Origin of the sequence: Mycoplana sp. BE70, from assembly GCF_031455855.1 — a bacterium.
Taxonomy (GTDB): Bacteria; Pseudomonadota; Alphaproteobacteria; order Rhizobiales; family Rhizobiaceae; genus Mycoplana.
The window spans coordinates 1-13,898 of sequence record NZ_JAVDTM010000005.1; the positions used below are offsets into that span (position 1 = coordinate 1).

The 13,898-nt window shown below is 63.5% G+C and carries 13 protein-coding genes and 1 pseudogene; 6 read left to right on the forward strand and 8 right to left on the reverse strand.

Translation table 11 applies throughout. The features are described from left to right. Window positions 1-189: pseudogene (locus J2Y48_RS10450) on the forward strand (urocanate hydratase); the annotation flags it as partial. An 85-nt stretch (window positions 190-274) separates the two neighbouring features. Next, window positions 275-2,281, forward strand: a complete 2,007-nt coding sequence (locus tag J2Y48_RS10455; RefSeq protein WP_310416853.1) for a HutD family protein — start codon at window positions 275-277, stop codon at window positions 2,279-2,281. Window positions 2,282-2,611: 330 nt separating this feature from the next. On the opposite strand, the gene gfa is transcribed toward J2Y48_RS10455, so the two are convergent. From gfa to J2Y48_RS10490, 7 genes are all read right to left on the reverse strand, one after another. Next, entirely contained in the window at window positions 2,612-3,187 is a 576-nt protein-coding gene (gene gfa / locus J2Y48_RS10460; RefSeq protein WP_310416856.1) for an S-(hydroxymethyl)glutathione synthase, read from the reverse strand. A 46-nt stretch (window positions 3,188-3,233) separates the two neighbouring features. Further along, on the reverse strand, window positions 3,234-4,361 hold the full coding sequence (locus J2Y48_RS10465) for an S-(hydroxymethyl)glutathione dehydrogenase/class III alcohol dehydrogenase (protein WP_310416859.1): 1,128 nt from the start codon (window positions 4,359-4,361) through the stop codon (window positions 3,234-3,236). Window positions 4,362-4,539: 178 nt separating this feature from the next. Next, on the reverse strand, window positions 4,540-5,232 hold the full coding sequence (locus J2Y48_RS10470; protein WP_310416862.1) for an ABC transporter permease: 693 nt from the start codon (window positions 5,230-5,232) through the stop codon (window positions 4,540-4,542). A 3-nt stretch (window positions 5,233-5,235) separates the two neighbouring features. After that, window positions 5,236-5,943, reverse strand: a complete 708-nt coding sequence (locus J2Y48_RS10475) for an ABC transporter permease subunit (protein WP_310416864.1) — start codon at window positions 5,941-5,943, stop codon at window positions 5,236-5,238. 117 nt (window positions 5,944-6,060) lie between these two features. After that, on the reverse strand, window positions 6,061-6,858 hold the full coding sequence (locus J2Y48_RS10480) for a transporter substrate-binding domain-containing protein (protein ID WP_310416867.1): 798 nt from the start codon (window positions 6,856-6,858) through the stop codon (window positions 6,061-6,063). Between the two features lie 78 nt (window positions 6,859-6,936). Next, window positions 6,937-8,904, reverse strand: coding sequence for a DUF2817 domain-containing protein (locus J2Y48_RS10485; RefSeq protein ID WP_310416869.1), 1,968 nt, complete (start codon window positions 8,902-8,904; stop codon window positions 6,937-6,939). Between the two features lie 290 nt (window positions 8,905-9,194). After that, the gene (locus tag J2Y48_RS10490) at window positions 9,195-9,509 is read right to left on the reverse strand and encodes a low affinity iron permease family protein (protein ID WP_310416871.1); all 315 of its coding nucleotides are present in this window, start codon (window positions 9,507-9,509) and stop codon (window positions 9,195-9,197) included. 182 nt (window positions 9,510-9,691) lie between these two features. Here J2Y48_RS10490 and J2Y48_RS10495 point away from each other — a divergent pair, with 182 nt between their 5' ends. Further along, window positions 9,692-10,168: a low affinity iron permease family protein gene (locus J2Y48_RS10495; protein ID WP_310416874.1), complete on the forward strand. Its 477-nt coding sequence runs from the start codon at window positions 9,692-9,694 to the stop codon at window positions 10,166-10,168. Window positions 10,169-10,266: 98 nt separating this feature from the next. Here J2Y48_RS10495 and J2Y48_RS10500 read toward each other — a convergent pair whose 3' ends face one another. Next, a complete protein-coding gene (locus tag J2Y48_RS10500) occupies window positions 10,267-10,995 on the reverse strand; it encodes an IclR family transcriptional regulator (RefSeq protein ID WP_310416876.1) in 729 nt (242 codons plus the stop codon). A 168-nt stretch (window positions 10,996-11,163) separates the two neighbouring features. Here J2Y48_RS10500 and J2Y48_RS10505 point away from each other — a divergent pair, with 168 nt between their 5' ends. The 3 genes from J2Y48_RS10505 to J2Y48_RS10515 are packed head-to-tail and all read left to right on the forward strand — an operon-like array spanning window position 11,164 to window position 13,889. Next, complete coding sequence (locus J2Y48_RS10505) at window positions 11,164-11,919, forward strand: ABC transporter ATP-binding protein (RefSeq protein ID WP_310416878.1); 756 nt, start codon at window positions 11,164-11,166, stop codon at window positions 11,917-11,919. Continuing rightward, window positions 11,912-12,652, forward strand: coding sequence for an ABC transporter ATP-binding protein (locus J2Y48_RS10510; protein WP_310416881.1), 741 nt, complete (start codon window positions 11,912-11,914; stop codon window positions 12,650-12,652). Before J2Y48_RS10505 ends, J2Y48_RS10510 begins: the two co-directional genes overlap by 8 nt. 31 nt (window positions 12,653-12,683) lie before the next feature. Continuing rightward, window positions 12,684-13,889, forward strand: coding sequence for an ABC transporter substrate-binding protein (locus J2Y48_RS10515; protein WP_310416884.1), 1,206 nt, complete (start codon window positions 12,684-12,686; stop codon window positions 13,887-13,889). The last annotated feature ends 9 nt before the right edge of the window (window positions 13,890-13,898 follow it).

Here is a 13,898-nt window from a genome sequence, read left to right on the forward strand (position 1 = left end):
GGCTTCTCGCAGCATTCCGGCGTCGTCATCTGCTGCGACGGCTCGGAAGATGCGGCCCGCCGCATCGAGCGGGTGCTGTGGAACGACCCGGCCACGGGCGTCATGCGTCATGCCGATGCCGGCTATGACATCGCGCTCGACTGCGCCCGCGAAAAGGGCCTGCGCCTGCCGGGCATCCTCGGCAACTAATCGACCTCGATGCCGCGCATTCCGAAAGGATGCGCGGCATCGACCTTCTGTGTCTGCGAAATGTGGCATCTACGGTGAAAAGATCATGAGTGATCCGAACTGGACCATCCTGAGAAGCGCGACCGACTACAAGCGCATGCCGTGGAAGAATGGCGGCGGCGAGACCGTCGAGATCGCCGTCTTTCCAGCCGGTGCCACCGTCGCCGACTTCGACTGGCGGATCAGCATGGCCACCGTCGCCAGCGATGGCCCGTTTTCCTCCTTCCCCGGCATCGACCGCACCCTTTCGATCCTCAGCGGCGACGGCATGGCGCTTGATATCGAGGGCCGTTCGCCAGTGCGCCTGACCGGCGCCGACGCGCCGCTACCCTTCCCGGCCGATGCGGCGACGTCGGCAACCCTGCTCGGCGGCACGATCACCGACCTCAACGTGATGGCGCGGCGCGGCACCTTTTCCCACACGGTCGCCAGGCTGCAGCTTTCCGGCTCGGCACGCCTCAACAGCGATGCGACTGTCACCATCATCCTTTGCCACCGGGGCGACGTGACGCTGACGGTCGGCGATCGCGAAGTCCGGCTCTCTGCGCTCGATAGCGCAATCGCGGCGTCGCCCGGCGACATCCTCCTCTCCAGCGTGGCGCCCGCCGAACTCTTCGTCGTCGAGATCCGCGCCTGCGAGGCCAAACGCGGCGACACGAGCGAACTCTCTGCCGCCTTTCTCGACGAGCTCCGTTCCATTGTCGGCGCAGCGAACCTGAAGACTGGGGACGCGATCGCCAACATCGACTACGGCGTCACCGCCGGCAATCTCGGCACCACCGCCGTCGCCCTGCCCGGCTCGACACAGGAGGTCGCGGCCATCGTGAAGGCTTGCGCGGCGCATGGCGTGGCCATCGTCACCCATGGCGGACGAACGGGCCTCGTCGGCGGCGGGCTCTCCACGCCCGGCGAACTGGTGCTGTCGACCGCGCGCCTGAACCGCATCGAGCGGCTCTCGCCCGTCGAGCGCGTCGCCGTCGTCGAAGCCGGGGTGACGCTGCAGTCCTTGCAGACAGCGGCCGCCGAACACCGCCTCGAACCCGGCATCGACCTGCCGTCACGCGGCTCGGCGACGATCGGCGGCATGGTGTCCACCAATGCCGGCGGCATCACCGCCTTCCGCTACGGCGTCATGCGCCATCGCGTGCTCGGAATGGAAGCGGTGCTCCCCGACGGCTCGATCTATTCGGATCTGACCCGGGTGGTGAAGAATTCCGCCGGCTATGATCTCAAGCATCTGTTCATCGGCGCCGAGGGCACGCTCGGCATCGTCACCCGCATCGCCGTCAAGCTGGAGCCGTTGCCGGCGGCGACCGCGACGGTCCTGTTCGGCCTGCCCTCGGTCGAAGCGGCGCTCGACACCGCCCGCTTCGCCTTCGACGTCCGCTCCGGTCACCTGCGCGCGGCCGAGGCGATCTGGAACTCCTACTACCGCCTGACCGCCGGCCACCATCAATGGTCGGCCACCGGTTTCGCCCCTGACCATCCGATCAACCTGTTGATCTCGCTCGGCGGCGCCGACGAAGAACAGTTGCAGGTGGAACTCGAGCGCCTCTACGAGCAGGTCGTGGAAAAATATCCGGAAACCTCGGCAGTCGTCGCCACGTCGGGCGCGCAGGAGGCAGACCTGTGGCGGCTGCGCGAGGACACCGACCTCATCTATCGCCAGCATCCGGCCGCCCCCTCCTATGACGTGTCCGTGCCGCTTTCGGAAATCGACGCCTATGCGACCCGCTGCGTCGCCGAACTGAAAGCCATCGATCCTGCCCTTGATCCCTATCTGTTCGGCCATCTCGCCGACGGCAACCTGCATCTCGTCCTGAATGCCGCGGGCGCGGACATGACACCGGAGAAACTGGCCGCCGTCGAAGCGGTGCTCTACCGCGACATCGTCGCCATCGGCGGCTCCTTCTCGGCCGAGCACGGTATCGGCGCCAAGCGGGTGCATTCGCTGCGCGACACCGCCGATCCGGTGAAGCTGGCGCTGATGCGGCAGATCAAGGCCGACCTCGACACCGCGGCCATCCTCAACCCCGGCAAGGTGATCGACTAAAGACCCGCGCTGAAAATCAAAACGCCGCGCCTTCCGAAAGAAAGCGCGGCGTCACTGCTGAACACTGACCTTTCGCTGTGCGAAGTGCGCTTTTTCTCTTCTCCGTCATGCCGGGCTCGACCCGGCACCCAGCGCACTCAAGTCCTTGAGCGCGACTCCAGCGCCACGGAGCGGCGCTGCTGGACCCCGGATCAAGTCCGGGGTGACGGAACATGGAGCCTCGCTCCAAAAACAGACAATTCTCCCAAAAGGCAAACGCCGCGCTCCCCTCACAGGAAGCGCGGCGTTTGCATGTGGGCAGGCGGCGCCGGAACCCGGCGCCGGTGTGCTTCAGTCCTTGAGGACGCCTGACTTCCTGGCGACCCAGCTCGCCACGTAGTCCATCAGCGCCGGCGACAGGCAGTCATAGGGTTCGAGCCCCAGGTCCTTGAGGCGGGCGCGAACGCCGTCCATGTCGGACGGCTTGGTGCCGGACTCGATGATGGAGGACACGAAGGCGGCGAAGGTCGGCTCCGGCCAGCCGCTCTCCTCGAAGCGTTCCGGGTGGATGAAGTCGAGGCCCTGGAAGGCATGCTCGCGCTCGACCGGGCCGTACATGTGCACGCCGCACTCCTTGCAGGCGTGGCGGCGGATCAGCGCGTTGGGATCGACAATCTCCAGCTTGTCGCCGTTCTCCAGCACGGTGATGTTGTCATGCGCCGTGACGGCGACCACCGAGAAGGCGGCGCCTTCCGGCTTCCAGCACTTGGTGCAGCCGCAGGCGTGGTTGTGGGCGATAGCGCCCTTGACAGCGACTTTCACCGGCCGGTCGGCGCAGGCGCAAACGAGCGTCCCGCCGCCGAAATCCGCCCGTCCCTTCTTCACCCCGCCATCGACGGCGGGGTGTATCGATACCTGACTTGCCATTGCTCTTCCTCCTCCTTGCAACAATTGCGAACGGCGCCGGCGCGTGTCAGTAGACCACCACGCCGCGAATGCTCTCGCCCGAATGCATCAGCTCAAAACCCTTGTTGATGTCTTCGAGCGGCATGGTGTGGGTGATCATCGGGTCGATCTGGATCTTGCCGTCCATGTACCAGTCGACGATCTTCGGCACGTCGGTGCGGCCGCGCGCGCCGCCGAACGCGGTGCCCATCCAGTTGCGGCCGGTGACCAGCTGGAACGGACGCGTCGAGATTTCCTGGCCGGCGCCGGCGACGCCGATGATCACCGACTTGCCCCAGCCGCGATGCGCCGATTCGAGCGCCTGGCGCATCACCTTGGTGTTGCCGGTGCAGTCGAAGGTGTAGTCGGCGCCGCCGATCAGGTCGCCGTTGCGCTTCGTCATGTTGACGAGATGGGGCACGATGTCGTCACCGACCTCCTTGGCATTGACGAAGTGGGTCATGCCGAACTTCTCGCCCCAGGCCTTGCGGTCGGGATTGATGTCGACGCCGATGATCATGTCGGCGCCGGCGAGCCGCAGCCCCTGCAGCACGTTGAGGCCGATGCCGCCGAGGCCGAAGACGATCGCCGTCGAGCCGATCTCGACCTTGGCGGTGTTGATCACCGCGCCGATGCCGGTGGTGACGCCGCAGCCGATGTAGCAAATCTTGTCGAAGGGGGCGTCGGGATTGACCTTGGCGACGGCGATCTCCGGCAGCACCGTGTAGTTGGCAAACGTCGAGCAGCCCATGTAGTGGTGGATCTTGTCCTTGCCGATCGAGAACCGCGAGGTGCCGTCGGGCATCAGGCCCTGGCCCTGGGTCGAGCGGATCGCCGTGCAGAGGTTGGTCTTGCGGCTGAGGCAGGAATAGCACTCGCGGCATTCCGGCGTGTAGAGCGGGATGACGTGATCGCCCTTCTTCACCGAGGTGACGCCGGGGCCGACGTCGACGACGATGCCGGCGCCCTCATGGCCGAGGATCGCCGGGAACAGCCCTTCCGGATCGGCGCCCGACAGCGTGAAGTCGTCGGTGTGGCAGATGCCGGTGGCCTTGACCTCGATCAGCACCTCGCCGGCGCGCGGGCCCTCGAGCTGTACGGTCATCACTTCCAGCGGCTTGCCCGCCTGAACGGCGACGGCGGCGCGTACGTCCATGGTTCTGGTCCTTTCATGTCTAAATGGGTGCGGCCGAACAGGCGCACGAAAGAGCATCCGGCTGGCGGATGAGTGAAATCGATGTTTGCTCCGCGTCAATGCTGGCACGGACAGGGATCAGACGGCGGGACGAGGATCGCCCCGAAACCGAGCCGCGGCGATCCAGGCCGCGGCAAACTCAACGCGATCGTGTCTGATAACGCATCAGGCGGGCTTCCAGCATCCTGACGAGGCTGATCAGCACAAGGTTGATGATAAGATACAGCGCGCCTGCGATGGCGAAAACCTCGAAGATCGCATACGTCTGGCTCATCAGCCGTTTGGCGTAACCGGTGATTTCCAGCACGGTGATCGTCGAGGCCAGGCTGGTGCCCTTGACGGTCAGCACGAGCTCGTTGCCGTAGGCCGGAAGGGCCTGGCGGATCGCCAGCGGAAACTGGATGCGGCGGAAGCGCAGGAACCGCGACATGCCGCTGGCCTGTGCCGCCTCGACCAACCCGGCCGGAACCGACATCAGCCCGCCCCGCAGGATTTCCGACGTGTAGGCAGCGGTGTTCAGCGCCAGCGCCATGGTCGCGCAACGCGTGCCGTCGCTGATCACCCACCAGAACATCTCGCTGTTCTTGATGAAGGACAGTTGGCCAAGGCCGTAATAGAAAAGGAAGAGTTGGACGAGCAGCGGGGTGCCGCGAAACACCATGCTGTAATATTTCGCAAAGCCAGACAGGAAGCGGTTCTCCGACAACCGCATCAGCGCCAGTCCGAGCCCCAGGTGGAAGCCGATCAGAACGGAAACGGCCGACAGGAAGGCGGTGACCGACAGCCCTTTGAGCAGGACCGGAACCGCGCGTTGGATGAGTTCGAGTTCCATCGGTTACTTCCTTGAACGGACCTTGAGGAGGCGCTCGGCCCGATCGAAACCCGCCTGGCTGACGAGCGTGATCATCAGATAAACGACTGCCGCGATGAGATAGAAGATGAAGGGGTGCCGTGTGGATCCGGCTCCGATGAAGGCGGCGCGCATCAGTTCCTGCAGCCCGACCACCGAGACGAGCGCGGTATCCTTGATGGTGACCTGCCAGACGTTGTTCATGCCCGGAACCGCGATCCGCAGCATCTGCGGCATGATGATCCGGCGGAAAATGCGCCAACCGGAAAGCCCGAGCGCCCGGGCAGCCTCGATGTGGCCATTGGGAATTGCCGCCAATGCGCCACGAACCACTTCGGTCGAATAGGCGCCTGAAATCGCGCCGATGGCGATCACTGCGATGATGAAGGCATAGCCGCTGTCGGCGAGCCCCGCGTAGCCGAAAGCGGTCGCGACCCTGGTGACGAACTCCACCGAGGAGAAGAACAGCAAATAGATGATCAGCAGTTCCGGCACGCCGCGCACCACCGAGGTATAGGCGTCGACGATAAAGTTGAGCGGGAAGACCCGCCCCCATTTGATGAGGCCGCAGGCGATGCCGACGACCAGGCCGGCCAGCATGGCGGCCGTGCCCACGGCGATCGTGATTGCCGCGCCTCGCAGGATGGCGCCGACCCAGCCGCCTTCCCAAACTTGCCAAAGACCGAATTCCATCAGATCGCCTACGCCTGCTTCATGCCCGGAAAAATCAAGGTGACGGCCCCGCGCGACCCGCCGGCGGCACGCCCGGTTGGGCGTGCGCCTTGAACGCGCGGGACCAGTCGCAGTCGCTTACTTGCAGGGACGGGAGATGTCCGTCTTGAACCAGGTCTCGCTGGCCTTGCCGATCGAGCCGTCGTTGACCAGTTCGCACAGCGCCTTGTCGATCTTCGCCTTCAGCTCGGTGTTTTCCTGGGCGATGCCGACGCCGATACCTTCGCCGAGCGTCGCGTCGGAGGAGCTGGCAATCTTGACGTCGACCAGCTGGAAGTCCTTGCCGTCGGGCTTGGCGAGGAAATCCTCCAGCGCCGAAGCGTCGGAGAACGCGGTTTCGATACGGCCGCTGGCCAGGTCGATCTGCATCTGGTCGAGCGTTTCGTAGGTCTTCAGATCGGCGGTCGGGGCGTTCTTCTCGAGGTAGTGGGCGTGGGTCGTGCCGGCCTGGACGCCGACCTTCTTGCCGTCGAGCGCCTTGATCAGCGTGTCGAAATCATGGATGCCGGCGAGGTCGGAATTCTTCGGCGCAACAAACACGTTGGCCAGTTCCGCGTAACCGTTGGAGAAGCTGATCTCCTTTTTGCGATCCTCGGTGATCGACATACCCGAGATGATGATGTCGAAGCGCTTGGCCTTCAGCGCCGGGATGAGGCCGTCGAAGGCCTGGACGACGAAGTGGCACTTCAGCTCCAGCTTGGCGCAGAGCAGGTTGCCGACATCGGCGTCGAAGCCGGTAACGTTGCCGTTTGCGTCGGCCATGCTCCACGGCGGATAGGCGCCTTCGGTGCCGATCGACAGTTCCCCTTCGGCTGCGTACGCGCTGCCCATGCCTGCGGCAAGGAACGCGACCAGCGACAAGACTTTCAGTTTCATGTACTCACTCCCCTTTTGAAAACTCATGCCTTCACATTGACCGGGCTCCTCACCCGGATGCTTGAAAGCGCGCCGACCTCAGAGCGTACGGGCCAGAAACTGGCGCAGACGCTCCGACCGCGGATTGGCGAACAATTCCGCCGGCGGACCTTCTTCCTCCACCTTTCCCTGGTGGAGAAATAGAATCTTGTGGGACACCTCACGCGCAAACTGCATCTCGTGCGTGACGAGGATCATGGTATTGCCCTCTTCCGCCAGTTGACGGATGACGCGCAGCACCTCGCCGACCAGTTCCGGGTCAAGCGCCGAGGTCGGCTCGTCGAGCAGGATGACCTTGGGACGCATGGCCAGCGTGCGGGCGATGGCCGCGCGCTGCTGCTGGCCGCCGGACAATTGGCCGGGATACTGGGCGTGCTTGTCGGACAAACCGACCTTCTTCAGCAGCGCGTGGGCATGTTCGATCGCGTCGGCTCGGCTTTCCTTCAGAACATGCAGCGGCGCCTCGATGATATTTTCGACCACGGTCATGTGCGGCCAGAGATTGAAGTTCTGGAACACCATGCCGACGCGGGCGCGGATGCGTTCGACCTGCCGCATGTCGGCGGGCATCGCACCCCCGTCGGCGGTCTTCTTCATCTTGATTTCTTCGCCATCGATGATGATGCGGCCGTCGTTCGGCTGCTCGAGCAGGTTGATGCAACGCAGGAAGGTGCTCTTGCCGGAGCCGGACGAGCCGATCATCGACACGACCTCACCGGGCTGCGCCGAGACGCTAACGCCGTTCAGCACTGTAAGCGGGCCGAAGCGCTTGCGGATATCGCGCACCTCGACCGCAGGCCTCTCACCGGCCTTCGGCTCGGCAGGAGCCGGGTGCGCGACGGTGGCGGCAGCAGCGGCAGCGGCGACGACCGGCTTCTCTTCGCCTGCGCCGCCGACCCGCTTCAGGTCGGCGAAGGCACGATCGAAATAGCCTAGACTTGCGCTAAGACAGTTGCGTTGCCAGTCCGGATCTTCGGGGATGAAGCCCGATCGCAGCGTCGCCTTGATCTTCTGGCCGAGCGGACTGTCGACCTTGCCGAACAGGTGCAACCAGTTGTCGGCTTGCACCGCATCCGACATCACTTTGCCTTCCAGCGTCCCGCATTCGACGACGAGCGGCAGAACCCGGGCCTTCGGCATCGCCTTGCGGACGGCTGCGGAGACATATCCGGTCGCCGTCGCGGCAATGCCGGTGTCGGTGGTGGCGTTTTCGCCGGTGACGACGACGGACAGCGCCGGGCCAAAGATGCCACTGCCCCATGCCAGGCCGGCATGATCGTTCTCGGCCACCGACAGCAGCGCCGGATAGCCATAAGGGCCGGCGCCGGTGTGCAGGTCGAAGACCACGACGTCCGACGCCTGCTGCGCGAAGGTCGCCAGAATGTCGTTCAGCGTGCGGTTCGACCAGACCGGGCCGTTGCCACCATAGAACAGGCCGTCAGAGAATTCGTACTGACCGGCCTCGATGATCGGCGCGAGGCCGGCATAGCCGCCATTCGCCTTCATCGCCGCGGCGAGCGCCTCGTCGGCCTTGCTGCGATCCGGCCCTTCCCACTCGTGGCAGACGAGCGCGGGGTGGAGGTCGACATAGCGGGCGTTCTTGGGAGGACCAGCCTGCCAGTCGATGAAATTGCGATTGAGGTCGACATTGTCTTCGTTGACGCGGCGCGACCAGGCCGTACCCCAGGGATTGATCAGGTGGATGACGAGGACCGCCGTGTCGTCGGGAAGACGCCACGGACAGTTTTCGGCAAGCCAGGTCGACTGGCAGGCCGAGCCGAACTGGCCTTCCACGCCGTGAGTACCCGAAATCAGCACCATCAGTTTCGACGCGTCGCGGCGGCCGAGAAAAGCGACGTCGGTGGCCAGATGCTCGCCACCCGGGCCGTTCAGGGGATGAGAGTACTCGTGAAGTTCAGCACCGGCCTTCTGTGCAGCGGCGAGGAAGCGCGCGCGCAGGGTCGCATAGTCAACCGAGTAAGTCGTCACGGGGGGCATTTGATGCATGCGAAGCTGTCCCAAGTTAAAAAGCTGAACAGGCATTTTTGCCTTGTTTAGGAGTTCCCGTTTTTTTAATGGTTATAGGAGCTCCCCATATATGTCTATACATTTTTGGCGGCGACCCGTAAAATCTATGGGGAGGGCGGTTTCTCCGGGACTACAAGCGATCAACTACCGGGCGCCCCGCAAGCCGCGGCGCTTTTTCCATCCGGAAGGTGTAGGATCGTTCTCCTGTCGTCGACCGGCACCTCACCAGGGGGTCGGCCGATACGGTGCTGCCGCGGGCGCGTATTCAGTCAATCCTTTTGGACGTCGCGGAAGCTTTCGATCTCCTCTGGCTCCTTCTCGTCCATGTGCGTGATATCATCTCGCGCCTTGCCGTGCGCGAGCAGCAGTTCATCAAGCTTTGCGTGAATGGCCTGTGTGTCTCGGTGCTCAGCGCGCTGGATCAACAGCGTCATCGACCACGTGGCGAGCGTGGCAACACCATGCCACCTCAGCGTCTCAGGGCTGAAGACCAGCCATCCGAACGTATAAATGGTAACGATCACGAAAGCCGATGGACGAGCTGTCCAAGTGCCCAATTGCGTCAAAAGGGATTGCCACTGCATCGCGCCCTCCATCCATTGTGGAGCCGCAATCCGTACCAAGCGTTCTAGTTCCACCTGATTGCCTGGAATACGGGCAGGCACGCTCCGGCGCCGGCGCGGAAGTCTGCAGGTACGTTCCCTCTGCAGGTCGAAACTTTTCCGCGGAACGGAAGTTTTTCCGGCATTGTCCATGGAGAATGACGATGCAGGGCCTCCGCCACCTATTCACCACCTTCGCAAACCACGTCTCCGAGTTCTGCGGTAGACCCGGCACCTTCATGCTCGCGCTCACGAGCGTCGTGGTGTGGGCGGTCACGGGACCGCTGTTCGGTTACTCGGACACCTGGCAGCTCGTGATAAACACCTCTACCACCATCATCACTTTCCTGATGGTCTTCATTTTGCAGAACACGCAGAACCGAGATGGCAAGGCGATGCAGGCCAAGCTGGACGAATTGATACTTACCAGCAAGGCTGCAGAGAACCGTTTCGTCGGCGTCGAGCGCCTGGAGGAAAACGAGCTCCGCAACCTCAGCCGCGTGCTCGCGGACCGCGCGGAGCGGATGGAAGCGGGCAAGGACGTCGACCCAATCGACATCCCCGAAGCGCTTAAGGATAGGCCAGAGCCGCCGCCTGAAGATGCAGGAAAAGCGAACGGTGCGCGGACAAACGAGGGCTGATGGCCAGCTCTCCTACATGCCACAACACCATGCCGGGCTATCGCGTCGCCATGCGGCCGCGGTTCGACGTTCAGATACGGGCTACGCAACGACGCTCTTCATATGCCGCCAATAAGGCTGGCGGCGGCGCGAAGATGCGCTACCAGCGCTTCCCGATTGTTCTGCATGCGGTAAACGGGGCCGGCAACCGCAAGCCCGAAGCGGCGCCCTCCTGTCTCAACGGGGACACCAAGTCCCATGACGTCGGGCGTCGATTCCGCAATATCCTCGCACCAACCGCGAACGATCGATGCATCAAGTTCCGCGGCCAGTTGGCCTTCGTCCTTGGTCAGCTGCTGATCGGGAAAATAGCGCAATCCTTGCAGGATCCCGGCCCGTTCCGACGGTCCGTAGCTAATGAGGATAGCCTTACCGCTTGAGGTCATGTGGATCGGCCGTCGCTCGCCGACCTTGGCGAAATAGCGAATCGGGGCGGTGGACTCCACCACGTCGACGTAGACGACGTCATTCTGCTCGCGCGCCGACAGCACGGTCGTCTCGCCCGTCGCCGCTGCGAGCGCCTGCAACTGGCCGTGGATGCGCGCCGTCAGCGGATCTCCGTCCATCGTCGCGCGGGCCAGCGCGAGCAGTCGTTGCGTTGGGTAGTAGCCGCCCCTCGGTTTCGTCTCGTAGAGGAAGCCCCGGCTCACCAGCGTCTCGATGATATTGAAGGTGCTGGACTTTGGTATCCCCAGCGCCTGGGACAATGCCGTGAGCGTCAGCGGCGACCGCTCCCGTGCATAGATCTCGAACAAGTCGAGGACATTGTCGATCTGTCTGACGCGCATGGAACCTCCGCAGGAAGGCGCTCTATGACACTTTTGGTTCGACGGTGCAATAGTTCAAGTACGTGAACTTTTGCACCTGATACTGAATTTGTTTGACACCGGCAGCGCCGCCCCATAGCGTTGGCATACAAGGGCGCAAGACCCTGGAGGGGAAAATCGGGAGGATGCATGGCCGAAGACATAATCCTGTCTTCCAGTGGTCTGACGAAGGAATTCAAAGGCTTCATCGCAGTAGACGGCGTGGACATAAAAGTCCGACGGGGCACGATCCATGCCCTGATCGGGCCGAATGGCGCGGGCAAGACCACCTGCTTCAACCTGCTGACCAAGTTTCTGAACCCGACCCGCGGAACGATCACCTACAACGGCCAGGACATAACCCGTCGGAAGCCCGCCGACATCGCCCGGCTCGGCCTGATACGCTCGTTTCAGATTTCCGCCGTCTTCCCCCGCATGAGCGTGCTTGAAAACGTCCGCATCGCCCTGCAGCGGGGACGGCGGGATTCCTTCGCGTTCTGGCGATCTGAACGGGTGCTGGATAGCCTGAACCACCGCGCCAGTGAGCTGGTCGAAACCGTGGGGTTGGCCGATTTCATGGGCACGATGGCCGGCGAACTGTCCTACGGTCGCAAACGCGCGCTGGAGATCGCCACCACGTTGGCGCTCGACCCGGAAATGATGCTGCTCGACGAGCCGATGGCCGGCATGGCCGCAGACGATGTTGATCGGATCACCCAGGTGATCCGTCGCGTCTCGCAGGACCGGACCGTGCTGATGGTCGAGCACAACCTGTCGGTCGTCTCGACCCTGTCCGATTTCATCACGGTGCTCGCCCGCGGCAAGGTCCTCGCGGAGGGTACCTACGCGACCGTCTCGAAGGATCCGCGCGTTCTCGAAGCCTATATCGGTGCCGGCCATGCATAGCGCTGCTGCGACTCAACCTGCCTCGGCAGCCACGGATACACTGCTCGCCGTTCGCGACCTCAACGCCTGGTACGGCGAATCGCATGTGCTCCACGGCATGGCGTTCGACGTACGCGCCGGCGAGGTGGTCACCTTGCTCGGCCGCAATGGTGCGGGAAAGACGACCACGCTCAAGGCGATCATGGGCGTGATCGAGAAGCGCCGCGGCTCCATCCGCTTCAAGGACAGCGAACTCGTCGGCCTTGCGTCGCGCCACATTGCCAAAAAGGGCATTGCCTGGTGCCCGGAGGAACGCGGCATTTTTTCGAGCCTCGATGTCAGGGAAAACCTGATGCTGCCGCCGGTCGTGGCGCCAGGCGGCTTCACGCTCGATCAGATCTTCGAACTCTTTCCGAACCTGAAGGAACGGCTGCACAGCCAGGGCACAAAGCTTTCGGGCGGCGAACAGCAGATGCTGGCGATCGGCCGCATCCTGCGCACCGGCGCACGCCTGCTGCTTCTGGACGAGCCGACAGAGGGCCTTGCGCCCGTCATCGTCCAGCAGATCGGCCGCATGATCCAGAAGCTGAAGTCGATGGGCTTCACCATCATTCTGGTCGAGCAGAATTTCCATGCCGCCGCAACCGTTGCCGATCGCCACTACATCGTCGAGCAGGGACGCGTCGTCGACGAGATCGCCAACGCGCAGTTGGAGGCCAACATGGGCAAGCTTCATCGCTATCTTGGCGTCTGAAATCTTCGTTTAACACAGGGAGTGAGGAAAAATGAAGATCGGAAAACTAATCCTGGCCGCAGCCGCGGCGGCTTTGATGTCTGGAAGCGCGCTCGCCCAGGACAAGATCGACGTGAAGCTCGGCGTGCTGAACGACCGCTCCGGCACCTATGCCGACCTTTCGGGCGAGGGCTCGGTCGTCGCCGCGAAGATGGCGGTCGAGGATTTCAAGGCGGCGGACAAGGGCATCAATGTCGAGGTGATCTCCGCCGATCACCAGAACAAGCCGGACATCGGCTCGAGCATCGCCCGCCAGTGGTATGACCAGGATGGCGTCGACGTCATCCTCGACGTCCCGACGTCGTCGGTGGCGCTTGCGGTCGCCGAGATCACCAAGGAAAAGAACAAGATCTTCATGAACTCCGGCGCGGGCTCGTCCGACCTCACCGGCAAGGCCTGTTCGCCCAACACCGTCCACTGGACCTATGACACCTGGGCCCTGGCCAACGGCACCGGCAGCGCCATGGTCAAGGCGGGCGGCGACTCCTGGTTCTTCCTGACCGCCGACTATGCCTTCGGTCATGCGCTCGAGCGTGACACCGGCGCAGTGGTCGAGAAATCCGGCGGCAAGGTGCTCGGCAACGTCCGCCACCCATTCCCGGGGCAGGACTTCTCGTCCTTCCTGTTGCAGGCGCAAGGCTCGGGCGCCAAGGTCATCGGCCTGGCAAATGCCGGGGCCGACACCACCAACGCCATCAAGCAGGCGGCCGAATTCGGCATCGTCCAGGGCGGACAGAAGCTCGCTGGCCTGCTGACCTTCGTCACCGACGTCAAGGCACTCGGGCTGAACACGGCCCAGGGCCTGGTACTGACAGAAGCCTTCTATTGGGACCAGAACGACGGCACGCGGGAGTTTTCCAAGCGCTTCGCCGAGCGGCACGGCGGCGCCATGCCGACCATGGTACATGCCGGCGTCTACGCCTCCGTCCTGCACTACCTGAAGGCGGTCGAGGCCACCAAGGGCAAGGATACCGCTGCCGTCATGGCCAAGATGAAGGAGACCCCGTCCGAGGATCCGCTGTTCGGCAAGGGTGAAGTCCGCGCCGACGGCCGCCATGTCCACGACATGTATCTGTTCGAGGTCAAAAAGCCCGAAGAGTCCACAGCCGAGTGGGATCTCTACAAGACGGTCGCTACCATTCCGGCGGCGGAAGCTTTCCGCCCGCTGGCCGATGGCGGCTGCAGCCTCGTCCAGTAACGTCGAGCC

Bases quoted from the DNA above. Each gene is read 5' to 3' on its own strand.
- J2Y48_RS10490 (WP_310416871.1), bottom strand. From the start codon at position 9,509: ATGCAGTGGCAATCCCTTTTGACGCAATTGGGCACTTGGACAGCTCGT.
- J2Y48_RS10485 (WP_310416869.1), bottom strand. From the start codon at position 8,904: ATGCATCAAATGCCCCCCGTGACGACTTACTCGGTTGACTATGCGACC.
- gfa (WP_310416856.1), bottom strand. From the start codon at position 3,187: ATGGCAAGTCAGGTATCGATACACCCCGCCGTCGATGGCGGGGTGAAG.
- J2Y48_RS10500 (WP_310416876.1), bottom strand. From the start codon at position 10,995: ATGCGCGTCAGACAGATCGACAATGTCCTCGACTTGTTCGAGATCTAT.
- J2Y48_RS10495 (WP_310416874.1), top strand. From the start codon at position 9,692: ATGCAGGGCCTCCGCCACCTATTCACCACCTTCGCAAACCACGTCTCC.
- J2Y48_RS10510 (WP_310416881.1), top strand. From the start codon at position 11,912: ATGCATAGCGCTGCTGCGACTCAACCTGCCTCGGCAGCCACGGATACA.
- J2Y48_RS10455 (WP_310416853.1), top strand. From the start codon at position 275: ATGAGTGATCCGAACTGGACCATCCTGAGAAGCGCGACCGACTACAAG.
- J2Y48_RS10480 (WP_310416867.1), bottom strand. From the start codon at position 6,858: ATGAAACTGAAAGTCTTGTCGCTGGTCGCGTTCCTTGCCGCAGGCATG.
- J2Y48_RS10470 (WP_310416862.1), bottom strand. From the start codon at position 5,232: ATGGAACTCGAACTCATCCAACGCGCGGTTCCGGTCCTGCTCAAAGGG.
- J2Y48_RS10465 (WP_310416859.1), bottom strand. From the start codon at position 4,361: ATGGACGTACGCGCCGCCGTCGCCGTTCAGGCGGGCAAGCCGCTGGAA.
- J2Y48_RS10475 (WP_310416864.1), bottom strand. From the start codon at position 5,943: ATGGAATTCGGTCTTTGGCAAGTTTGGGAAGGCGGCTGGGTCGGCGCC.
- J2Y48_RS10515 (WP_310416884.1), top strand. From the start codon at position 12,684: ATGAAGATCGGAAAACTAATCCTGGCCGCAGCCGCGGCGGCTTTGATG.
- J2Y48_RS10505 (WP_310416878.1), top strand. From the start codon at position 11,164: ATGGCCGAAGACATAATCCTGTCTTCCAGTGGTCTGACGAAGGAATTC.